This window comes from Pseudomonas sp. C321, assembly GCF_055407105.1.
Window position 1 is genome coordinate 635,993 of record NZ_JBUZRB010000002.1, and the last position, 20,596, is coordinate 656,588.

General features: G+C 60.6%; 21 protein-coding genes. 12 read left to right on the top strand and 9 right to left on the bottom strand.

From position 1 onward, the window contains the following. Window positions 1-68: 68 nt before the first annotated feature. Both ACZRJ6_RS08930 and ACZRJ6_RS08935 read left to right on the top strand, forming a co-directional pair. Window positions 69-626, top strand: coding sequence for a DNA-3-methyladenine glycosylase I (locus ACZRJ6_RS08930; protein WP_463967506.1), 558 nt, complete (start codon window positions 69-71; stop codon window positions 624-626). Between the two features lie 40 nt (window positions 627-666). After that, window positions 667-1,554, top strand: a complete 888-nt coding sequence (locus ACZRJ6_RS08935; RefSeq protein ID WP_463967505.1) for a lysophospholipid acyltransferase — start codon at window positions 667-669, stop codon at window positions 1,552-1,554. 132 nt (window positions 1,555-1,686) lie between these two features. Here the strand turns inward: ACZRJ6_RS08935 and ACZRJ6_RS08940 are convergent, their stop codons facing one another. Genes ACZRJ6_RS08940 through def form a run of 5 tightly spaced genes read right to left on the bottom strand, consistent with a single transcriptional unit; the run spans window position 1,687 to window position 6,244 of the window. Further along, window positions 1,687-1,998: a hypothetical protein gene (locus ACZRJ6_RS08940; protein WP_463967504.1), complete on the bottom strand. Its 312-nt coding sequence runs from the start codon at window positions 1,996-1,998 to the stop codon at window positions 1,687-1,689. Between the two features lie 18 nt (window positions 1,999-2,016). Continuing rightward, window positions 2,017-3,390, bottom strand: coding sequence for a Trk system potassium transporter TrkA (gene trkA / locus ACZRJ6_RS08945; protein ID WP_463967503.1), 1,374 nt, complete (start codon window positions 3,388-3,390; stop codon window positions 2,017-2,019). A gap of 23 nt (window positions 3,391-3,413) precedes the next feature. Beyond that, on the bottom strand, window positions 3,414-4,724 hold the full coding sequence (rsmB, locus tag ACZRJ6_RS08950; protein WP_463967502.1) for a 16S rRNA (cytosine(967)-C(5))-methyltransferase RsmB: 1,311 nt from the start codon (window positions 4,722-4,724) through the stop codon (window positions 3,414-3,416). After that, on the bottom strand, window positions 4,721-5,680 hold the full coding sequence (gene fmt / locus ACZRJ6_RS08955) for a methionyl-tRNA formyltransferase (RefSeq protein WP_463967501.1): 960 nt from the start codon (window positions 5,678-5,680) through the stop codon (window positions 4,721-4,723). The genes rsmB and fmt overlap by 4 nt, the downstream gene beginning before the upstream one ends. Window positions 5,681-5,737: 57 nt before the next feature. After that, window positions 5,738-6,244, bottom strand: coding sequence for a peptide deformylase (def, locus tag ACZRJ6_RS08960; RefSeq protein WP_149412811.1), 507 nt, complete (start codon window positions 6,242-6,244; stop codon window positions 5,738-5,740). A 134-nt stretch (window positions 6,245-6,378) separates the two neighbouring features. Here def and ACZRJ6_RS08965 point away from each other — a divergent pair, with 134 nt between their 5' ends. The 3 genes from ACZRJ6_RS08965 (at window position 6,379) to tsaC (ending at window position 8,950) form a co-directional block, all read left to right on the top strand. Next, the gene (locus ACZRJ6_RS08965) at window positions 6,379-7,179 is read left to right on the top strand and encodes a peptidoglycan-binding protein (protein ID WP_463967500.1); all 801 of its coding nucleotides are present in this window, start codon (window positions 6,379-6,381) and stop codon (window positions 7,177-7,179) included. Window positions 7,180-7,243: 64 nt separating this feature from the next. Then, entirely contained in the window at window positions 7,244-8,338 is a 1,095-nt protein-coding gene (gene dprA, locus ACZRJ6_RS08970; RefSeq protein ID WP_463967499.1) for a DNA-processing protein DprA, read from the top strand. A 54-nt stretch (window positions 8,339-8,392) separates the two neighbouring features. Then, window positions 8,393-8,950: an L-threonylcarbamoyladenylate synthase type 1 TsaC gene (gene tsaC, locus ACZRJ6_RS08975; RefSeq protein ID WP_463967498.1), complete on the top strand. Its 558-nt coding sequence runs from the start codon at window positions 8,393-8,395 to the stop codon at window positions 8,948-8,950. A gap of 74 nt (window positions 8,951-9,024) precedes the next feature. Here the strand turns inward: tsaC and ACZRJ6_RS08980 are convergent, their stop codons facing one another. Further along, window positions 9,025-10,002 (bottom strand): NADPH:quinone reductase, encoded by a 978-nt coding sequence (locus tag ACZRJ6_RS08980; protein ID WP_463967497.1) that lies wholly within the window; start codon window positions 10,000-10,002, stop codon window positions 9,025-9,027. A 157-nt stretch (window positions 10,003-10,159) separates the two neighbouring features. On the opposite strand from ACZRJ6_RS08980, the gene hemF reads away from it, so the two are divergent. Then, the gene (gene hemF, locus ACZRJ6_RS08985) at window positions 10,160-11,092 is read left to right on the top strand and encodes an oxygen-dependent coproporphyrinogen oxidase (protein WP_463967496.1); all 933 of its coding nucleotides are present in this window, start codon (window positions 10,160-10,162) and stop codon (window positions 11,090-11,092) included. Further along, on the top strand, window positions 11,092-11,916 hold the full coding sequence (gene aroE, locus ACZRJ6_RS08990) for a shikimate dehydrogenase (protein WP_463967495.1): 825 nt from the start codon (window positions 11,092-11,094) through the stop codon (window positions 11,914-11,916). The genes hemF and aroE overlap by 1 nt, the downstream gene beginning before the upstream one ends. Before the next feature lie 37 nt (window positions 11,917-11,953). Here aroE and ACZRJ6_RS08995 read toward each other — a convergent pair whose 3' ends face one another. From ACZRJ6_RS08995 to betC, 3 genes are all read right to left on the bottom strand, one after another. Beyond that, entirely contained in the window at window positions 11,954-13,522 is a 1,569-nt protein-coding gene (locus ACZRJ6_RS08995; RefSeq protein WP_463967494.1) for a SulP family inorganic anion transporter, read from the bottom strand. Between the two features lie 120 nt (window positions 13,523-13,642). After that, window positions 13,643-14,578 (bottom strand): choline ABC transporter substrate-binding protein, encoded by a 936-nt coding sequence (choX, locus tag ACZRJ6_RS09000; protein WP_463967493.1) that lies wholly within the window; start codon window positions 14,576-14,578, stop codon window positions 13,643-13,645. Between the two features lie 15 nt (window positions 14,579-14,593). Then, window positions 14,594-16,108 (bottom strand): choline-sulfatase, encoded by a 1,515-nt coding sequence (betC, locus tag ACZRJ6_RS09005; protein WP_463967492.1) that lies wholly within the window; start codon window positions 16,106-16,108, stop codon window positions 14,594-14,596. Window positions 16,109-16,211: 103 nt separating this feature from the next. Here betC and ACZRJ6_RS09010 point away from each other — a divergent pair, with 103 nt between their 5' ends. The 5 genes from ACZRJ6_RS09010 to dgoD all read left to right on the top strand — a co-directional run bounded on the left by ACZRJ6_RS09010 (window position 16,212) and on the right by dgoD (window position 20,492). Continuing rightward, complete coding sequence (locus ACZRJ6_RS09010; protein ID WP_463967491.1) at window positions 16,212-17,162, top strand: choline sulfate utilization transcriptional regulator; 951 nt, start codon at window positions 16,212-16,214, stop codon at window positions 17,160-17,162. A 31-nt stretch (window positions 17,163-17,193) separates the two neighbouring features. Further along, complete coding sequence (locus ACZRJ6_RS09015; protein ID WP_463967490.1) at window positions 17,194-17,520, top strand: DOPA 4,5-dioxygenase family protein; 327 nt, start codon at window positions 17,194-17,196, stop codon at window positions 17,518-17,520. A gap of 177 nt (window positions 17,521-17,697) precedes the next feature. Next, entirely contained in the window at window positions 17,698-18,675 is a 978-nt protein-coding gene (locus ACZRJ6_RS09020; protein ID WP_463967489.1) for a 2-dehydro-3-deoxygalactonokinase, read from the top strand. A gap of 1 nt (window position 18,676) precedes the next feature. After that, entirely contained in the window at window positions 18,677-19,297 is a 621-nt protein-coding gene (locus ACZRJ6_RS09025; protein ID WP_133100605.1) for a 2-dehydro-3-deoxy-6-phosphogalactonate aldolase, read from the top strand. Between the two features lie 46 nt (window positions 19,298-19,343). After that, window positions 19,344-20,492 carry a galactonate dehydratase gene (gene dgoD, locus ACZRJ6_RS09030; RefSeq protein ID WP_149412796.1) on the top strand — a complete coding sequence of 383 codons (1,149 nt, stop codon included), beginning with the start codon at window positions 19,344-19,346 and terminating at the stop codon, window positions 20,490-20,492. The last annotated feature ends 104 nt before the right edge of the window (window positions 20,493-20,596 follow it).

Consider the following 20,596-nt stretch of genomic DNA (forward strand, 5'->3'; position numbering starts at 1 on the left):
TACTTGGGCTGCGATTTAAAGAGCGGGAGTATACCCGATTCGGCCGCGCCACCATCCCCTGGAGCCTTATGCCACGCTGCTTTTGGTGTTCTGAAGATCCGCTGTACATGGCTTATCACGATCAGGAGTGGGGAACGCCGCTACGCGATGCGCAGGGTTTGTTCGAGTTGCTTTTACTCGAAGGGTTCCAGGCGGGCCTGTCCTGGATCACCGTTTTACGCAAACGCGAGCACTATCGAAAGGTGTTGTTCGCTTTTGATGTACAGCGGGTGGCGCAGATGAGCGATGCAGAAATCGAAGCATTGATGCTTGATCCGGGGATTATCCGCAATCGTCTGAAACTCAATGCCGCCCGGCGCAATGCTGTTGCCTGGCTGGCTTTGGAGGACCCGGTAGGGTTTCTCTGGTCGTTTGTCGGCGGTGTGCCGAGCATCAATCATTTCAAGGATCGCAGCGAAGTGCCGGCCGTCACGCCCATCGCAGAAGCCATGAGTAAAGGCCTGAAAAAAGCCGGCTTCACGTTCGTCGGGCCGACCATCTGTTACGCGTTTATGCAGGCCTCGGGTATGGTCATGGACCACACCCTGGACTGTGATCGTTACGCTACCCTCGCCAACGGCGGTTAGAATGGTCGCTTTGCGCACTGCACAACATCAGGAGTGACCTGTGGAAAAGATTAAAGGCGCCTTGCTGGTAGGCGCTCTGAGGGTGTTTGCCTTGCTGCCTTGGCGCGCTGTGCAAACCGTGGGGACGGCCATTGGCTGGATCATGTGGAAAACCCCCAATCGCTCCCGTGACACGGTGCGGATCAACCTGTCCAAATGCTTCCCGGACATGGACCCGGCCGAGCGAGAGCGCCTGGTGGGGCAAAGCCTGATGGACATCGGCAAGTCCCTGACCGAAAGCGCTTGTGCCTGGATCTGGCCGGCCCAGCGCTCCATCGACCTGGTGCGCGAAGTCGAAGGCCTGGAAGTGCTGCACGAAGCGTTGGCTTCCGGCAAAGGCGTGGTGGGCATCACCAGCCACCTGGGCAACTGGGAAGTGTTGAACCACTTCTATTGCAACCAGTGCAAGCCGATCATTTTCTACCGTCCGCCCAAGCTCAAGGCGGTGGATGACTTGCTGCGCAAACAGCGGGTGCAGTTGGGCAACCGGGTGGCGGCGTCCACCAAGGAAGGCATCCTCAGCGTCATCAAGGAAGTGCGCAAAGGTGGCCAGGTGGGTATTCCTGCCGACCCGGAGCCGGCAGAGTCTGCCGGGATCTTCGTGCCGTTCTTCGCCACTCAGGCGCTGACCAGCAAGTTTGTGCCGAACATGCTGGCGGGCGGTAAAGCCGTTGGCGTGTTCCTGCATGCGCTACGGCTGCCGGACGGTTCAGGGTACAAAGTGATTCTCGAAGCGGCGCCAGACGACATGTACAGCACCGACACCGCAACTTCCTGCGCAGCGATGAGCAAGGTGGTGGAGCGGTATGTGAGGGCGTATCCGAGCCAGTACATGTGGAGCATGAAACGCTTCAAGAAACGCCCGCCGGGTGAGGCGCGGTGGTACTGATGTACGGCTGACTCAAGGTTGGCACAAAACAATGTGGGAGCGGGCTTGCTCGCGAAAGCGCAGTGTCAGTCACTGAATGTGTACCTGATACACCGTCTTCGCGAGCAAGCCCGCTCCCACATTGGGTTCCGCTTAAGCCTGGCGATCGAGTTTCTTCAGAAACACAGTCATCTCTTTCTCTGCCTGTTTGTCGCCATGGGCCTGCGCGGCTGCAATCCCCTGCTCCCAGGCCAGTCGCGCAGCTGCGCGATCATCCAGTCCCAACTGCGCCTTACCCAACAGCTTCCACGCCGCCGAATACTTTGGATCAAACGCCACGCACTGCTGTAAATGCTCGGCCGCCTTGGCATTGTCTTTCAGGTCCAGATAACCCTTGCCCAACCCAAAGCGCAGCAGCGAGTTATCCACACCCTTGGCGAGCATTTTTTCCAGGGATTCGAGCATATCGGTCACTCCGGTTGATCAGAAAAAGCTCAGTCCCACGTGGAACAGCTTCTCCACATCGCGGATATGTTTTTTATCCACAAGGAACAGAATCACGTGGTCGCCGGTAGCGATCACCGTGTCGTCGTGAGCGATGATCACCTCTTCATCACGGATGATCGCGCCGATGGTGGTCCCAGGCGGCAAGCCAATGTCGCGGATCGCCTTACCGATCACCTTGCTCGACTTCGAGTCGCCGTGGGCAATCGCCTCGATGGCTTCCGCTGCGCCCCGGCGCAACGAGTGAACGCTGACGATATCGCCGCGCCGCACGTGGGCCAACAAGGTGCCGATGGTTGCCAGTTGCGGGCTGATGGCAATGTCGATATCGCCGCCCTGGATCAGATCGACATAGGCCGGGTTGTTGATGATGGTCATCACCTTCTTCGCCCCCAGCCGTTTAGCCAGCAAGGACGACATGATGTTTGCTTCATCATCGTTGGTCAGGGCCAGGAAGAGGTCGGCGTCGGCGATGTTTTCTTCCAGCAGCAGGTCGCGGTCCGATGCACTGCCTTGCAGTACCACGGTGCTGTCGAGGGTGTCGGACAAGTACCGGCAGCGCGCCGGGTTCGTCTCGATGATCTTCACCTGGTAGCGGCTTTCGATGGCCTCGGCCAAACGTTCGCCGATCTGCCCGCCACCGGCGATGACGATGCGTTTGTAGCTCTCATCAAGCCGGCGCATTTCGCTCATTACCGCGCGAATATTTGCCTTGGCGGCGATGAAGAACACTTCGTCGTCAGCCTCGATCACCGTGTCGCCCTGGGGCAGAATCGGCCGGTCGCGCCGGAAAATTGCCGCCACCCGCGTCTCGACATTTGGCATGTGCTCGCGCAGCTGGCGCAGTTGCTGACCCACCAGCGGCCCGCCGTAGTAGGCCTTGACCGCCACCAGCTGCGCCTTGCCTTCGGCAAAGTCGATCACTTGCAGGGCGCCGGGATGTTCGATCAGGCGCTTGATGTAATGGGTGACCACCTGTTCCGGGCTGATCAGTACGTCTACCGGAATCGCGTCGTTGTCGAACAGGCCGGCGCGGGTCAGGTAGGCCGCTTCCCGCACCCGGGCGATTTTGGTCGGGGTGTGGAACAGGGTGTGGGCGACCTGGCAGGCGACCATATTGGTTTCGTCGCTGTTGGTCACGGCCACCAGCATGTCGGCGTCGTCGGCGCCGGCCTGGCGTAGCACCGTCGGGAACGAGGCGCGGCCCTGCACGGTGCGGATATCGAGGCGGTCGCCCAGATCACGCAGGCGCTCGCCGTCGGTGTCGACCACGGTAATGTCGTTGGCTTCACTGGCCAAATGCTCGGCCAGCGTGCCGCCGACCTGCCCTGCGCCGAGGATGATGATTTTCATCCGGTCACTCCTTTAAAACTATTTCAGCCGCGTGCGGCGGCAATCTTGATCAGTTTGGCGTAGTAGAAGCCGTCGTGGCCGCCCTCTTGGGCCAGCAGCTGTCGGCCATGAGGCTGCTTGATCCCAGCCTGGATGTCGAGGTCCAACTCCCGCGCGCCGCTGGTGCGAGCGAGGAAGGCTTCGATCACTTCGGTGTTCTCGGTGGGCAGGGTGGAGCAGGTGGCGTAGAGCAAGATGCCGCCCACTTCCAGGGTCGGCCACAGGGCATCGAGCAACTCACCTTGCAATACGGCCAGGGCGGCGATGTCTTCGGGCTGGCGGGTCAGCTTGATATCCGGGTGGCGGCGAATCACCCCGGTGGCCGAACACGGTGCATCCAGCAGGATGCGCTGGAACGGCTTGCCGTCCCACCAAGTGGCGGTGTCGCGGCCGTCGGCGGCGATCAGTTCGGCGCTCAGGCCAAGGCGCGCAAGGTTTTCCCGCACCCGTACCAGGCGCTTGGCTTCCAGGTCCACCGCCACTACGCCGGCCAGGCCAGGCTCGACTTCCATGATGTGGCAAGTCTTGCCGCCCGGTGCGCAGCAGGCGTCCAGAACCCGTTGACCAGGCGCCAGGTCCAGGAGGCCTGCGGCCAGTTGTGCGGCTTCGTCTTGCACGCTGATCCAGCCCTCGGCGAAGCCTGGCAGATTACGCACATCGCCAGGTTCAGTAAGGACGATACCGTCCTGGCTGTAGACGCAGGCGGTGGCGGCAATGCCTGCCTCGCTCAGTAATGCAAGGTAAGCGTCGCGGCTTTTATGGCGCCGATTGACCCGCAAAATCATCGGAGGATGAGCATTGTTGGCGGCGCAGATGGCCTCCCATTGCTCAGGCCAGAAGGCTTTCAGGGATTTTTGCAGCCAGCGCGGGTGGGCGGTGCGCACCACCGGGTCATGTTCCAGCTCGGCCAGCAGCGCTTCGCTTTCCCGTTGGGCGCGGCGCAGCACGGCGTTGAGCAGGGCCTTGGCCCAGGTTTTTTTCAGTTTGTCGGCGCAACCGACGGTTTCACCGATGGCGGCGTGGGGTGGCACTCGGGTGTAAAGCAGTTGATAGAGGCCAACCAGCAGCAGTGCCTCGACATCGGCATCCGCAGCCTTGAACGGCTTTTGCAGCAACTTGGCCGCTAACGCCGACAATCGCGGCTGCCAGCGAGCGGTACCGAAGGCCAGGTCCTGGGTGAAGCCGCGATCACGGTCTTCGACTTTATCCAGCTGAATCGGCAACGAACTGTTGAGGGAAGCCTTGCCGTTGAGCACGGCGGCCAGGGCCTTGGCGGCGGCCAGACGCGGGTTCATTGGGCGTCCACCGCAAGGCCCAGGACGATGCCGGCTGCAAATTTCTCACGACGGCTGTTGAACAAATCGCTGAAGTTCAGCGCCTTGCCACCGGGCAATTGCAGACGGGTCAGACACAGCGCCTGCTCGCCGCAGGCCACCAGCAGGCCGTCCTTGCTGGCGCCAATGATTTCGCCCGGCGTGCCCTTGCCTTCGGCCAGGGTAGAGGCGAGGACTTTCAAGGCTTCGCCATTGAGGGTGCTGTGGCAAACCGGCCATGGGTTGAAGGCGCGAACCAGGCGCTCCAACTCCACTGCCGGGAGGCTCCAGTCGATGCGGGCTTCGTCCTTGTTCAGTTTGTGGGCGTAGGTGGCGAGGCTGTCGTCCTGCACTTGGCCCTCCAACATGCCCGCTGCCAAACCGGCGATGGCCTGGACGACGGCCGCAGGGCCCATCTCGGCCAGGCGGTCGTGGAGGCTGCCACCGGTGTCTTCATTGCTGATCGGCGTGGTGACTTTCAGCAGCATCGGCCCAGTGTCCAGGCCCGCTTCCATGCGCATCACGGTCACGCCGCTCTCGGCATCACCGGCTTGCACCGCGCGCTGGATGGGCGCCGCTCCACGCCAGCGCGGCAGCAGCGAAGCATGGCTGTTGATGCAACCCAAGCGAGGGATATCCAGCACCACTTGCGGCAGGATCAAACCGTAGGCCACCACCACCAGCAAATCCGGTTTCAGTGCCGCCAATTCGGCCTGGGCGTCGGCGTTACGCAGGGTTGGCGGTTGCAGCACGACGATGTTGTTCTCAAGTGCCAGTTGCTTGACCGGGCTGGGCATCAGTTTTTGCCCGCGACCGGCCGGGCGATCCGGTTGGGTGTACACCGCCACGATCTCATAGGGGCTGGCGAGCAGGGCCTTGAGGTGTTCGGCGGCGAATTCGGGGGTGCCGGCAAAAACGATGCGCAGTGGCTCGGTCATGGGAAACATCTCACAAAAGAAAAAGGCTTGCCGCAGCAAGCCTTTGAAAGAGGGGAATCAAGCTTGCTGGCGATGCTTCTTTTCCAGCTTCTTCTTGATCCGGTCGCGTTTAAGCGTGGACAGGTAATCGACGAACAGTTTGCCGTTGAGGTGATCGCACTCATGCTGGATACACACCGCCAGCAGGCCTTCGGCAATCAGCTCGAACGGCTTGCCGTTAGGGTCCAGGGCCTTGATCTTGACGCGCTGCGGACGATCGACGTTCTCGTAGAAGTCAGGCACCGACAGGCAGCCTTCCTGGTACTGGCCCATTTCGTCGGTCAGGGTTTCGAACTCTGGGTTGATAAACACCATCGGTTCGCTGCGATCTTCGGACAGGTCCATAACCACGACGCGCAGGTGCACGTTGACCTGGGTCGCGGCGAGGCCGATGCCCGGAGCTTCATACATTGTTTCAAACATGTCATCGACCAACTGACGAACTTCGTCGTCCACTACGGCCACCGGTTTGGCGATAGTGCGCAGGCGCGAGTCCGGGAATTCGAGGATGTTCAAAATAGCCATAAGCGTAATTGCTGCACATGTGAGGTAAAGGCAAGTCGGCACCGGGATGGACCCAGGTTGCCGGTGTAAACGCTGCAAAGCCGCGAAGGCCCTAGCGTTTCACGCGAACGTACATAATAAAGGAGATTCACCCCATGAGGAAATCGCTACTCGTCTTGCTGGTGTGGGCACAGGCCGTCACGGCCAATATACAGGCCCCGTCCATCGGTAATTACCCACAACACCCTCAACCGCTGGGCAGCGAGACGCTGAAAGCTATCCAGCGTTTTTTACTGCATGACCGCATCCTCGATACGTCGCAGGACCTGGACAGCGCGCCTTACATTGTCGGGGCGCAGGCCGGGCGTGTGCTGGGCGCCAACGGCGAACGCATTTATGCCCGGGGCGCCCTGGACCCTGCGCAGCCCAGCTATGGCATCTTCCGCCAGGGCAAGGTCTTTACCGATCCCGACAGCCAGGAGCTGCTGGGGATCAACGCTGACGATATCGGCACTGCCCGCGTGGTGATGGTGGGTGATGTCACCACCCTGGCTGTGCAACGGGTCACCCAGGAGGTACGACCGGGGGATCGTCTGCTCAGCACTCAACTACCCGAAGTTATGTCTAATTTGCTGGCTTACGCGCCTACTCACGCCATTGCAGGACAAATTATCGATGTTCCCCGTGGCGTCACGCAGATTGGGGTGTTTGATACGGTCATTCTGAACAAGGGGCGTCGCGACGGTCTGGCGCAAGGTCATTTGCTGGCCGTGACGAAAACCGGAGAAACCGTCCGTGACAGGGTTACAGGCACACCGGTGAAAATTCCCGACGAGCGCGTCGGGACTCTTCTGGTGTTTCGCACCTATGAAAAGCTCAGTTACGGCTTGGTCCTCAGCGCGTCGCGCTCACTGGCTGTGATGGACCGATTTCAGAGTCCTGGCGCGGTGCAATAATTAGTCTGCTAAATAAGTTACCAACAGAGTTATCCACAGCTTGTTCATGATCAAGGATGATCAAATGTTACCGACGAATAACCGCGAAATTTCACCGGCAGAACTGGAAGCTCGACTACGCTTGCACAGGCTGCCGGAACTGGGCCCCAGGGGTTTTCGAAAACTCATCGAGGCGTTTGGTTCGGCATCAAAAGCCATCAGTGCACCGGCCAGTGCCTGGCGCTCCCTGGGCCTCAAGGCGGCTAGCGCCGATGCTCGGCGCAGCGAGGAAGTGCGTGACGGCGCCAGCGCGGCATTGACCTGGCTAGAGCGTCCGGCCCAGCATTTGCTGATGTGGGACCACCCCGACTACCCGGCGCTGCTCGCAGAATTGGATGACGCACCACCGCTATTATTCGTCGCCGGCGACCCGGGCATTCTGGAAAAGCCACAGCTGGCGATGGTCGGCAGCCGCCGTGCCTCCAGGCCAGGAATGGACACCGCCGCCGCGTTTTCCCGCAGCCTGGCGAGTGCCGGTTTTGTCATTACCAGTGGCCTTGCCCTGGGCATCGACGGCGCCGCTCACCAGGCGGCTTTGGATGTTGGGGGGCATACAATCGGCGTGCTGGGCACCGGGCTGGAAAATTTTTATCCACAGCGCCACCGACGCTTGGCCGAGGCGATGATTGCCCAAGGCAGTGCCGTGGTTTCCGAATTTCCGTTGGACGCTCCGCCCCAGGCCGGTAACTTTCCACGGCGCAACCGGATTATCAGTGGCCTGTCCCTTGGTGTGCTGGTGGTGGAGGCCGGGATGGCCAGCGGTTCGCTGATCACCGCACGGTTGGCGGCGGAGCAAGGGCGCGAAGTGTATGCGATTCCCGGTTCTATCCATCATCCGGGGGCCAAGGGCTGCCATCAGTTGATTCGTGATGGTGCAACACTGGTGGAAACCGTCGAACATATCCTTGAAGGCCTGCGCGGCTGGCAAGCACTGTCACGCCCGGCGCCGATCCCAGTTGCTCACCCGCTGGTGGCGCTGCTGCACGCCGCGCCCCACACCAGCGAAGCCTTGGCGATTGCCAGCGGCCTGGCCTTGTCCCGGGTGCTGGCAACCCTTACGGAACTGGAGCTGGAAGGCCGGGTGATCTGCGAAAGCGGTCGCTGGCTTGCGCGCAGTTAGGTTTTGTAACGAAGATCGGTAAACTGCGCAGAGCTTTAGTCCGGAGAGTGAGCAATGGTCAACAGGTGGCGTGTGCAAGAAGCCGCACGAGAAATTCGCGCAGGCGCGGTGATTGCCTATCCAACCGAGGCGGTGTGGGGCCTGGGCTGCGACCCATGGAACGAGGAGGCTGTGGATCGTTTGCTGGCGATCAAGGGCCGGTCTGTGGATAAGGGCCTGATCCTGATTGCCGACAATATCCGGCAGTTCGATTTTCTCTTCGAGGACTTCCCGGACCTGTGGATAGACCGCATGGCCAGCACCTGGCCGGGGCCCAATACCTGGTTGGTGCCTCATCAGGACTTGTTGCCCGAGTGGATTACCGGTGTGCATGACACGGTGGCGTTGCGGGTTAGCGATCATCCGCTGGTGCGGGATTTGTGTTCGCTGGTGGGGCCGTTGATCTCCACCTCGGCCAACCCTCAGGGCCGCCCGGCGGCGCGCACGCGGATTCGCGTGGAGCAGTATTTCCGTGGGCAGGTGGATGTGGTGTTGGGCGGTAACTTGGGAGGGCGCAAGAATCCGAGCCTGATCCGCGACCTGGCGAGTGGTGAGGTGGTGCGGCCTTCGTAAGACCGAGTCGGCCATCGCGGGTAAGCCCGCGCTGGCCGCAATGAGGCCCTCATAGGCCCCAGAGACCTAAATCCTTACGGCAACAAAATCGTCGACCCCGTAGTACGCCGCGCCGATAACTCCGTCTGGGCCTTCGCCGCTTCGGCCAGCGAATAGCGCTGGTTGATATCAATGCGCACCTTGCCGCTCTTGATCATCGAAAACAGATCATCGGCCATGGCCTGCAAATCCTTGGGATTGCTGGCGTAGGTCGCCAGGGTCGGCCGGGTTACGTACAGCGAGCCCTTGGCTGCGAGAATCCCCAGGTTGACCCCGTCTACCGCGCCCGATGCATTGCCGAAACTCACCACCAAACCCCGTGGCGCCACACTGTCCAGGGACGTCAGCCAGGTGTCTTTGCCGACACCGTCGTACACCACTGGGCATTTCTTGCCGTCGGTTAACTCCAGCACGCGCTGTGCGACGTTTTCCTTGCTGTAGTCGATGGTTTCCCAGGCACCGAGGGATTTGGCCAGGGCGGCTTTTTCCGGCGAACTGACGGTTCCGATCAGCTTCACGCCCAGGGCTTTGGCCCATTGGCAGGCCAGGGAGCCGACGCCACCAGCAGCGGCGTGGAACAGAATGGTTTCGCCACCTTTCAAGTCATAGGTCTGGCGCAGCAGGTACTGCACGGTCAGGCCCTTGAGCATGGCGCCGGCGGCCTGTTCGAAGCTGATGTCGTCCGGCAGATGAATAAGGTTGGCGGCAGGCAGCACGTGCAATTCGCTATAGGCGCCCAACGGACCGCTGCCATAGGCCACACGATCGCCGACCTTGAACTGAGTGACTTCGCTGCCGACCGCATCGACCACCCCGGCGCCTTCCGCGCCCAGGCCCGATGGCAAGGCTGGTGGCACATAGAGGCCGCTGCGCAAATACGTGTCGATAAAGTTCAGGCCAATGGCCTTGTTGCTCACACGAACTTGCAGCGGGCCGGGTTCTGCCGGGGTGTAGTCGACATACTCAAGTACTTCGGGGCCGCCATGGGCACTGAACTGGATACGTTTGGCCATCTGCACTGTCCTCTAGTCGGTTTCGCGAAGGCCTATCGGACTCCTAAGCTTGAACTTCGTCAACTGTGGCTGTTCCCGGTGGGGTGGTATCCTGTGTGCCCATTTGCCGCCGACGCCCCACGGCTTCGAGTAGCTTTGCCCGATTCAAGGTGATGCCATGACTACCCGCACCGAGGCTGTTAAAGCCTACCTGCTCGACCTGCAAGACCGCATTTGCAGCGCCCTGGAAACCTTCGAGGCCGACACTCGCTTTATCGAAGACACCTGGACCCGGCCTGCCGGTGGCGGCGGTCGCACGCGAGTGATCGAGAACGGTTCGGTGATCGAAAAAGGCGGCGTAAACTTTTCCCACGTATTTGGCGCCAACCTCCCACCGTCCGCCAGCGCCCATCGCCCGGAACTGGCCGGTCGTGGATTTGAAGCCCTGGGCGTGTCCCTGGTGATCCATCCTCACAACCCTCATGTGCCGACGTCCCACGCCAATGTGCGGTTTTTTATCGCCGAAAAAGAAGGTGAAGACGCCGTGTGGTGGTTCGGTGGCGGCTTCGACCTGACGCCTTACTACGGCAACGAAGAAGATTGCATCCACTGGCACCGGGTTGCTGAACAGGCCTGTGCGCCATTCGGGCCGCACGTGTATTCGCGCTACAAGGCCTGGTGCGACAGCTATTTCCACATCAAGCACCGCAACGAACCCCGAGGCATCGGTGGTTTGTTCTTCGATGATTTGAACGAGTGGGACTTCGACACCAGCTTCGCCTTCATGCGCGCCATCGGCGATGCCTACATCGACGCTTACCTGCCCATCGTCCAGCGTCGCCAGGCCCTGGCCTATACCGAGCAGCAGCGTGAATTCCAGGAGTTTCGCCGCGGGCGCTACGTTGAATTCAATCTGGTGTATGACCGTGGCACCCTGTTTGGCCTGCAATCAGGCGGGCGTACCGAGTCGATCCTGATGTCCCTGCCGCCGCAAGTGCGCTGGAGCTATGACTGGAAAGCCGCGCCGGGCAGCATCGAGGCGCGTTTGACCGATTACTTCCTGCAAGACCGCGATTGGTTGGGCATTGCTGCGCCCAAGGCAGCGATCTGATGGATCGCTACGTTGTGTTTGGTAACCCCATCGGCCACAGCAAGTCGCCGCTGATCCATCGTCTGTTTGCCCAACAGACCGGCGAGCAACTGGACTACAGCACCTTGCTGGCGCCGCTGGACGACTTTACCGGCAGCGCCAAGGCATTTTTTCTTGAGGGCCGTGGCGCCAACGTCACTGTGCCGTTCAAGGAACAAGCCTATCGCCTGGCCAACACCCTGACCGAACGTGCCCAGCGTGCCGGAGCGGTGAATACCCTGAGCAAGTTGGCCGATGGCAGCCTGCTGGGAGACAACACCGATGGCGCCGGGCTGGTGCGAGACCTGACAGTCAATGCCGGGTTCAGCCTGCAAGGCAAACGCATACTGCTGCTTGGCGCGGGCGGAGCGGTGCGCGGAGCGCTGGAGCCATTGTTGGCGCAGCAGCCAGCGTCGCTGATCATCGCCAACCGCACTGTGGAAAAGGCCGAATTGCTGGCTGGACTGTTCGACGACCTTGGTCCGGTTTCCGCGAGTGGTTTTGACTGGTTGCGCGAATCCGTGGACCTGATCATCAACGCCACGTCCGCCAGTCTGTCAGGGGATGTGCCGCCGATTGCCAGCAGCTTGATCGACCCTGGCAAGACTTTTTGCTACGACATGATGTACGCCAAGGAACCTACCGCGTTCTGCCGCTGGGCCAGTGAAAACGGCGCAGCGGTAGCGATGGATGGTTTAGGCATGCTGGTGGAACAGGCGGCGGAAGCCTTCTTGCTGTGGCGCGGCGTGCGGCCGGATTCGGCACCGGTGCTGGCTGAGTTGCGCCGGCAGTTGGCCCTTTTGTAGGAACTAGGCGTCCCCTCGCTCCTACAGTGGGCGGTATTCAATCTTCAAAGTTGATGGGGCACTTATCCGCCCCTTCCAGCTTTTTCAATTCTTCCACCACCTGCGGCCTGGCCCGGCGCAACGTCAGGCTACGCCCCAAATCCCTCAATCGCCGTGCTTCCTGGTGCAGCATTTCCACCCCGGAATAGTCGATAAAGTTGATCTGCTGCGCCTCGATCACCACCCGTTCGCCGTGCAAGCGTTGCAGTCGAACCTGCAGGTAATGGCTAGCGCCAAAAAAGATCGACCCGCCGACCCGCAGTACATCGTCGTCACCGTCACGCCACTGTTGCACCCGTGGCTGCGAAGTCCGCTTGAGGTAGAAAAACAGCGACGCCAGCACCCCGGCGTAGATCGCCGTTTGCAACTCCAGCAACAGCGTGGCAACGCACGTCAGGCTCATCACCAAAAACTCGGCACGACTGACCCGGAACAACGCACGAATGCCCCGATGATCCACCAGCCCCCAGGAAATCAGCAGGATGCTGGCGGCCATGCTCGGGATCGGGATATGCGCGATAAGCGCCGCGCCGAACATGGCGAACAGCGCCACCCACAGCGCCGAAAATACTCCCGCCAGCGGTGAGCGTGCGCCCGCCTCGTAACTAAGCCCCGACCGGGTGAAGGAACCGGCCGACAAATAGCCTGAGAAAAATCCTCCCGCGATGTTCGACAGTCCCTGGGCGCGTACTTCCTGATTGGCATCGAGCAATTGCTGCGAACGGGCCGACAACGAGCGGGCAATCGACAGGCTCGTCACCAGCCCCAGCATGCCCACCGCCACGGCACTGGGCAGCAGGCGCAGGATCGTGTCCAGATCCAGTGGCAACGGGCTAAACGGCGGCAGTTGGCCAATAAACGAACTGACCCGCGCGACATGACCGAACAGCGCCGGCCACAGCCACGCCACCAGCGTGCCCAGTGCCAAGGTGATCAACAGCGTCGGCCAACGCGGCAGCAGGTATTTGAGCAGTACGCCCACCACTAGGGTGCCCAACCCCAAGAGCAGCGACGAATGATCCCAGTCCCCGGCGTGGTTGATCAGCGACAGCAGGCTGTTCATTGCGGTGGCTTGGCTCGGCAGGTCCAGGCCCAGCAGGTTGGGCAACTGGCCGAGGGCGATTACCACTGCGGCGCCCAGGGTGAAACCGAGCACCACCGAATGGGAAACGAAATTGACGAGGGCGCCAAAGCGCAACATGCCGAGCAACCACTGGAACACGCCAGCCAGAAACGTCAGCAGCAGAATCAGGGTGATGTAGTCCTGGGAACCGGGCACGGCCAGCGGGCTGACACTGGCATACAGCACGATGGAAATCGCTGCTGTCGGGCCGCAGATCAAATGCCAGGATGAGCCCCAGAGGCAGGCGATCAGCACCGGAATGATCGCGGCGTAAAGCCCGTATTCCGGTGGGAGGCCGGCGATCAGCGCGTAGGCAATGGATTGCGGCAATGCCAGAACCGCGCCACTCAAGCCGACGATAGCGTCCCGCCCGACGCTGGCGCGGGTTTGGCGGGGGAGCCAGCTCAGGAAGGGAAAGAGTTTATGGCGGTTGGGCCAAGGCATGGCGGGCTCGGGTTAAAAGGTTTGGGTCAGGGTATCAGTTGGCTATGCGTAGCAGCAGTCGAGCCCAGGCGAGGCTGCGTTTGCGGTGTATCTGACACACCGTAGACGCAGCCTGGGTCGTTAGAGCTTGGCTTTAATGGCGGCCAGCGCGTCCTGGCCATCCAAGGTCTTGACCCCTTCCAGCCACTTATCCAAAACCGCCGGATTGGCCTTGATCCACGCCTTCGCCGCATCAGCATTACTGACTTTGTTGTTCACCACCTCAGCCATGATGCTGTTCTCCATCTCTTGGGTAAAACTCAGGTTGGTCAACAGCTTGCCGACGTTGGGGCAGGCCTGCGCATACCCCTTGCGGGTCAGCGTATAGACGCTGCCCGTATCGCCAAAGTACTTTTCGCCGCCCTTGAGGTAATGCATTTTCAACTGCACATTCATCGGGTGCGGGGTCCAGCCGAGGAAGGTAACGAAGCGCTGTTTTTTTACCGCCCGAGATACTTCGGCAAGCATCGCCTGTTCGCTGGATTCGATCAGTTTCCACTGGCCGAGGTTGAAGTCATCCTTCTTGATGATCTCTTGCAGCGAAATGTTCGCTGGCGCACCCGAACCGATGCCGTAGATTTTCTTGTCGAACTTTTCTGAAAATTTATTCAAATCGGCAAAATCATGCACCCCGGCGTCCCACACATAATCCGGCACGGCGAGGGTGAACTCGGTGCCGGCGAGGTTCTTCGCCAGTTGCACCACATCGCCATTGGCGACGAACTTGTCATAGAAACCCTGCTGCGCCGGCATCCAGTTACCCAGGAACATATCCACCTGGCCGTCCTTGAGCCCGCCAAAGGTGATCGGCACCGCCAGGGTATCGACCTTGGCCTTGTAGCCCATGCCGGTCAGCAAAAAACCGGTAATGGCATTGGTGGCCGCAATATCGCTCCAGCCCGGATCGGCCATCTTCACTGTCTCGCAACTTTGCTCGGCATACGCGCTGGCACTGCTCAACGCCAGTAGCCCGACGCCCAATGCTTTTGATAACCGGAGTGTGGATAACTTTTGCATGGCTTCCCCTATGTTTTATTGGTTTTGGCAGGGTTGTGGATAACGTGCCTTGCGCTCCAGATCGTCCAGGTCGATGTGGTTGCGCATGTATTGCTGACTGGCGTCCACCAGTGGCTGGTGATCCCAGCTCTTCAGCTTGCCCTGTGCCAGCGCCTCGCTCACCAGGCGGCGACGGCGTTGACTGGCGAGCACCTGCTGGTGGATCGCCGGGATATCCCATTTAGCCCGTGCTTCGGCCAGGAAAGCGTCGAACAGCGGCCGATGCACTGGTGAGTGGCTGAGTTCTTCCTGTTCGCGCGGGTCGTTGTGCACATCGAACAATAGGCAGGGATCGTCTTCGCTGTAGATGAATTTGTAGGCACCACGGCGGATCATCATCAATGGGCTGATGGTGCCTTCGGCCATATATTCGCCGAACACTTCGTCATGCCCGCCCTGCCCTAGCAAGTGCGAGACCAGTGAGCGACCGTCCAGTGGCAGACGTGCGTCAAGCTCGCCGCCAGCCAGTTCCACCAGGGTCGGCAACAGGTCGGCGGTCGATACCGCCGCACTCACACGGCCAGCCTTGAATTGCCCCGGCGCACTGACCAGCAGTGGCACCCGGGCGGCCATTTCAAACCAGTGCATTTTGTACCAGAGCCCACGCTCGCCGAGCATATCGCCGTGGTCGCCGGAGAAGATGATGATGGTGTCGTCGGCAAGGCCGGTGTCTTCCAGAGTTTGCAGCAGCTTGCCGACGTTGCTGTCGATGTAGCTGCAGGCGCCGAAGTAAGCTCGGCGCGCATCGCGGATCTTGTCCACCGGCAGTGGCTTGTCCCACAGGTCGTAAACCTTGAGCAGACGCTGGGAGTGAGGGTCGAGATCGCCCTGGGGTGGCGTTGTGGGCAACGCAATGTCGTTGTCGTCGTACAGGTCCCAGAACGGCTTGGGAATGGTGTACGGGTCGTGCGGGTGCGTCATGGAAACAGTGAGGCAGAACGGCTGGTCGCCATCCTCGCGGATATGGTCGAACAGATACTGCTGGGCCTTGAACACCACCTCTTCATCGAAATCCAGCTGATTGGTGCGCACGCAAGGCCCGGCTTGCAGTACCGAGGCCATATTGTGGTACCAGGTCGGCCGCACGTCTGGCTCATCCCAGTTCACCGCCCAGCCATAGTCGGCCGGGTAGATGTCGCTGGTCAGGCGTTCTTCATAGCCGTGCAGTTGGTCGGGGCCGCAAAAATGCATCTTGCCGGACAGGGCCGTGCGGTAGCCGAGGCGGCGCAGGTAGTGGGCATAAGTCGGCACGTCAGCTGGGAAATCCGCCGCGTTGTCGTAGGCGCCGATCTTGCTCGGCAGTTGGCCGCTGACCAAGGTAAAACGCGACGGCGCGCAGAGCGGGCTATTGCAGTAAGCAGCGTCAAACACCACGCCCTGTGCGGCGAGGCGGCTCAGATTCGGCAATTTGATAGGCGAAGAACCGTAGAACGGAAGCAGCGGTGCGGCCATTTGATCAGCCATGATGAAAAGAATGTTCTTGCGCTTCATGGTTTCGCGGCATTCCATAGTCGATGTTTATGCGAATGAGCATGCAGGCCATGGAAAACGTGGTAAAGCCCATGTAAAGCAATGTCTAGGATAAGCACCGCTTATGTATGAATCCCTTGGTAGCCTGTCGCTGGACCTGCTGCGTGCCTTTGAAGCGGCGGCGCGCCAACGCAGCTTTACGGCAGCGGCGATGGAGCTGGGCACCACCCAGCCGGCCATCAGCCAGCAGATCAAGCGCCTGGAAGAACAACTGGCGGTTCGCTTGTTTGATCGCATCTACCGGGGTATCGAACTCACCGATGCTGGCGCTCTGCTGTTCGAGCAAGTGCAGGCGGGCTTGCAGAATATCAACCAGGGCCTGAGTGCCATCGCCCAGCAGGACCAGCACGAAGTACTGCAAGTGGCGACGGACTTTGCCTTCGCTGCCTACTGGCTGATGCCGCGCCTGCACCGTTTCCATGAAGCCAACCCGCAAGTGGATGTCAGCCTGGTCACCAGCGAACGCAATCACGCCACCTTGCGTAGCGATATCGATGTGGCCGTGCTGTTTGGCGACGGTCGCTTCAAGCAAGGCGATAGCCTGTGGCTGTTCAATGAACAAGTGTTTCCGGTGTGCAGCCCGCAGCTGCTCAAGGACCGCGCCTTACCGCTGCCCGCCCAAAGCCTGCTGGAATTCCCATTGCTGCACCTGCGCCAGGAAAACAACAGCCAGTGGTTTGACTGGAGTGGCGTGTTCCGCGAGTTGGGCATCACCACCGCGCCGACACCGGGGCAATTGCGTTTTGATAATTACACCCTGCTGATTCAGGCGGCAATTGCCGGCCAGGGCGTGGCCATCGGTTGGCGACACCTTGTGGATAACTTGCTGGAGCAGAAGTGGTTGTGTCGGCCGATTGGCAACACGGTGATTTCGCGTTTTGGTTATTACGTGGTGCTGCCCCAGCGCAAACGCCGTGGCCAGTTGATCGAGCGTTTCGTCGACTGGCTAATGGCGGAACAGGCCAGCAGTGCGCAATCGCTGACCGGTCTGGCCCTGCCGTCCATTGCGGTCTAGGATCTGCCGATCATTGAGTTCGGAATTCGTCATGCAACGTATCAAGGGCTACCACGCCCACATTTATTTCGACGCCAGTACCCTCTCACAGGCGCGCAAGCTCTGTGAGGAAGCGGCGCAATTGTTTCCGCTGCGCATGGGCCGCGTGCATGAGCACCCGGTGGGCCCGCACCCGGACTGGAGCTGCCAGCTGGCATTCGATCCGGAATATATTGGCGTAGTCCTGCCATGGCTGGCGCTTAATCGCAAAGGCTTGGTGGTGTTCTTGCACCCCGAGACCGGCGATGACTTGAAAGACCACACCGAGTACGCGATCTGGATGGGCGCGATGCGTACTTTGGATCTGTCTATTTTTTAACCACCTTCTTGTCACGTGAATCCCCTTTTTGCTCGCGGTAAAAGCGCAAAGAGTTGTAGGACTTCGCTTGTCGCCTCCCAATATATGGGACTGTTATTTATATATTGAGATTTTGCCGCCCCTAGGTTTATATTCGCTCATCTGCTTTTTCAGCACCCACACACTTCAGGTGAAGCGATGCCGGCGCAATTGATCGCGCTCGATTGGGGAACAAGCTCCCTTCGTGCTTACAAACTCGGCCCAGGGGGCCTGGTCCTCGAACGACGCGCCCTGGCGTCGGGGATCATGCATTTGCCCAGCGAGCCTCGGGTCATCGCCGGCATTCGCTGTACCGATGGTTTCGAGCTGGCATTTGATGCGGCCTGCGGCGACTGGCTCGATGCCCAGCCCGGTCTTCCCGTCATTGCTTGCGGCATGGTCGGCAGCGCCCAGGGCTGGAGCGAAGCGGCCTACCGCGACACACCCGCCGATGTCGCCACCCTTGGCCAGGCACTGCAGGTGGTGCGCAGCCTGCGGGGTGTCGATGTGCATATCGTGCCTGGTGTGATTCAGCGCTCGAGTTTGCCCAATGTCATGCGCGGCGAAGAAACCCAGGTGCTTGGCGTGCTGCAAAGCCTGTCCGCCGGCCTCGACAGCCAACTGTTGATCGGCCTGCCCGGCAGTCATTCCAAATGGGTCGAGGTGGCGGGTGGCTGTATTACCCACTTTGACACCTTCATGACTGGCGAACTGTTCGCCGTGCTCAGCGAGCACAGCATCCTGGGCCGCACCCAACAACCGTCAAAACACTTCCAGACGGCCGCCTTTGATCGAGGCGTACAGGTGGCGTTGTCGGCCGCCGGCCAGATGGGCTTGCTGTCGACCTTGTTCAGCGCCCGTACCCTAGGGTTGACCGGTGAACTGGCGCCGGACGAGCAACCGGACTATCTGTCCGGGCTGCTGATCGGCCACGAATTGTCCGGGCTACGCGTTCGGTGGCCGGACATCGTTCTGGTGGGCAACTCTCAACTGTGCGCCCGCTATCAGCGTGCCCTCGAACTCTGCGGCTTCCCCCGCGTGACGCTGGCACAGGAGGCCACCGAGCGTGGCCTTTGGCAGTTGGCAGTCGCCGCAGGGCTGCTGCCTGCATCCGTTCAACCTGTACTGGAGGCCTGACATGCTCAAGCAAGCACTGACACACAACGGTTTGATCGCGATCCTGCGGGGCCTGCGCCCGGATGAGGCAGCAGCTATCGGTCAGGTGCTGTACCAGGCCGGTTTTCGGGTCATTGAAGTGCCGCTTAACTCGCCAGATCCCTACACCAGCATCCGCACCCTGCGCGACACCCTGCCGGCCGACTGCCTGATCGGCGCCGGTACGGTGCTGACCCCTGAGCAGGTGGAGCAGGTCAAGGCCGCTGGCGGCCAGGTGATCGTCATGCCCCACAGCGATGCGAAGGTACTGCGCGCAGCGAAAGCCGCGGGCCTTTATCTGTCGCCCGGCGTCGCCACGCCGACCGAGGCCTTTGCGGCGTTGGCCGAAGGCGCGGATGTGTTGAAGCTGTTCCCTGCCGAGCAAATGGGCCCGGCGGTGATCAAGGCCTGGCTTGCAGTATTGCCGGCGGGCACGGTGTTGTTGCCCGTGGGTGGGATCACGCCGGACAACATGCAGGTGTTTGTCGAGGCCGGGGTCAAAGGCTTTGGCCTGGGCTCGGGGTTGTTCAAACCGGGTATGACCGTCGATCAGGTAGCGAGCCGCGCCCAGGCTTATGTCGCCGCCTGGAACGCCTTGAACTGAATGTGTTTGGCGCCCCGGCGCTGCATCTGACAAGAGAGATAAAAAGATGAAAATCACCAAACTGACCACCTTCATCGTGCCGCCGCGCTGGTGCTTCCTCAAGGTTGAAACCGACCAGGGCGTGACCGGTTGGGGCGAGCCCGTGGTTGAAGGCCGCGCCCATACCGTAGCGGCCGCCGTCGAAGAACTTTCCGACTACTTGATCGGCAAAGACCCACGCAACATCGAAGATATCTGGACCGTACTCTATCGCGGTGGCTTCTACCGTGGTGGCGCGATCCACATGAGCGCTCTGGCCGGCATCGACCAAGCGTTGTGGGACATCAAGGGCAAGGCGTTGGGCGTGTCGGTCAGCGACCTGCTGGGCGGCCAGGTGCGTGACAAGATCCGCGTGTATTCGTGGATTGGCGGCGACCGTCCGGCGGACACAGCCCGCGCTGCCAAAGAGGCCGTCGCCCGTGGTTTCACCGCAGTGAAAATGAACGGCACCGAAGAGCTGCAGTTTCTCGACAGTTTCGAAAAAGTCGACCTGGCCCTGGCCAATGTCGCTGCCGTGCGCGATGCGGTGGGGCCGAACGTTGGCATCGGTGTCGACTTCCATGGTCGAGTGCACAAGCCCATGGCCAAGGTGCTGATGAAGGAGCTGGACCCCTACAAACTGATGTTTATCGAAGAGCCGGTGCTTAGCGAAAACTACGAAGCGCTCAAAGAGTTGGCGCCGCTGACCAGTACCCCGATTGCCTTGGGCGAGCGGCTGTTCTCGCGCTGGGATTTCAAGCGGGTGCTCAGCGAAGGCTACGTCGACATCATCCAGCCGGATGCTTCCCACGCTGGCGGCATCACCGAAACCCGCAAGATCGCCAACATGGCCGAAGCCTACGACGTGGCCCTGGCGCTGCACTGCCCGCTGGGTCCGATTGCCCTGGCGGCGTGCCTGCAATTGGATGCGGTTTGCTACAACGCGTTTATCCAGGAGCAAAGCCTGGGCATCCACTACAACGAGAGCAACGACCTGCTCGATTACGTCCGTGATCCGGGCGTCTTCGACTACGACCAGGGCTTTGTGAAAATTCCTAATGGGCCAGGCCTGGGCATTGAGATCAACGAGGAATATGTGATCGAGCGTGCGGCCATTGGGCACCGCTGGCGCAACCCGATCTGGCGTCATGCCGATGGCAGCTTTGCGGAGTGGTAAGCACACCATTCAGTTGCTGAAAAAGTGCGGTCAATGTGGGAGCAGGCAAGCCAGCTCCCACATTCAATCCGGTTTATTCAGTAAGTCCGGCATCAGCCCTCAAT

What these genes read in the sequence shown, in the direction of transcription:
- ACZRJ6_RS08930 (WP_463967506.1), top strand. Translation starts at nt 69, where the DNA reads ATGCCACGCTGCTTTTGGTGTTCTGAAGATCCGCTGTACATGGCTTAT.
- ACZRJ6_RS08940 (WP_463967504.1), bottom strand. Translation starts at nt 1,998, where the DNA reads ATGCTCGAATCCCTGGAAAAAATGCTCGCCAAGGGTGTGGATAACTCG.
- trkA (WP_463967503.1), bottom strand. Translation starts at nt 3,390, where the DNA reads ATGAAAATCATCATCCTCGGCGCAGGGCAGGTCGGCGGCACGCTGGCC.
- rsmB (WP_463967502.1), bottom strand. Translation starts at nt 4,724, where the DNA reads ATGAACCCGCGTCTGGCCGCCGCCAAGGCCCTGGCCGCCGTGCTCAAC.
- fmt (WP_463967501.1), bottom strand. Translation starts at nt 5,680, where the DNA reads ATGACCGAGCCACTGCGCATCGTTTTTGCCGGCACCCCCGAATTCGCC.
- def (WP_149412811.1), bottom strand. Translation starts at nt 6,244, where the DNA reads ATGGCTATTTTGAACATCCTCGAATTCCCGGACTCGCGCCTGCGCACT.
- ACZRJ6_RS08965 (WP_463967500.1), top strand. Translation starts at nt 6,379, where the DNA reads ATGAGGAAATCGCTACTCGTCTTGCTGGTGTGGGCACAGGCCGTCACG.
- dprA (WP_463967499.1), top strand. Translation starts at nt 7,244, where the DNA reads ATGTTACCGACGAATAACCGCGAAATTTCACCGGCAGAACTGGAAGCT.
- tsaC (WP_463967498.1), top strand. Translation starts at nt 8,393, where the DNA reads ATGGTCAACAGGTGGCGTGTGCAAGAAGCCGCACGAGAAATTCGCGCA.
- ACZRJ6_RS08980 (WP_463967497.1), bottom strand. Translation starts at nt 10,002, where the DNA reads ATGGCCAAACGTATCCAGTTCAGTGCCCATGGCGGCCCCGAAGTACTT.
- hemF (WP_463967496.1), top strand. Translation starts at nt 10,160, where the DNA reads ATGACTACCCGCACCGAGGCTGTTAAAGCCTACCTGCTCGACCTGCAA.
- aroE (WP_463967495.1), top strand. Translation starts at nt 11,092, where the DNA reads ATGGATCGCTACGTTGTGTTTGGTAACCCCATCGGCCACAGCAAGTCG.
- ACZRJ6_RS08995 (WP_463967494.1), bottom strand. Translation starts at nt 13,522, where the DNA reads ATGCCTTGGCCCAACCGCCATAAACTCTTTCCCTTCCTGAGCTGGCTC.
- choX (WP_463967493.1), bottom strand. Translation starts at nt 14,578, where the DNA reads ATGCAAAAGTTATCCACACTCCGGTTATCAAAAGCATTGGGCGTCGGG.
- betC (WP_463967492.1), bottom strand. Translation starts at nt 16,108, where the DNA reads ATGAAGCGCAAGAACATTCTTTTCATCATGGCTGATCAAATGGCCGCA.
- ACZRJ6_RS09010 (WP_463967491.1), top strand. Translation starts at nt 16,212, where the DNA reads ATGTATGAATCCCTTGGTAGCCTGTCGCTGGACCTGCTGCGTGCCTTT.
- ACZRJ6_RS09015 (WP_463967490.1), top strand. Translation starts at nt 17,194, where the DNA reads ATGCAACGTATCAAGGGCTACCACGCCCACATTTATTTCGACGCCAGT.
- ACZRJ6_RS09020 (WP_463967489.1), top strand. Translation starts at nt 17,698, where the DNA reads ATGCCGGCGCAATTGATCGCGCTCGATTGGGGAACAAGCTCCCTTCGT.
- ACZRJ6_RS09025 (WP_133100605.1), top strand. Translation starts at nt 18,677, where the DNA reads ATGCTCAAGCAAGCACTGACACACAACGGTTTGATCGCGATCCTGCGG.
- dgoD (WP_149412796.1), top strand. Translation starts at nt 19,344, where the DNA reads ATGAAAATCACCAAACTGACCACCTTCATCGTGCCGCCGCGCTGGTGC.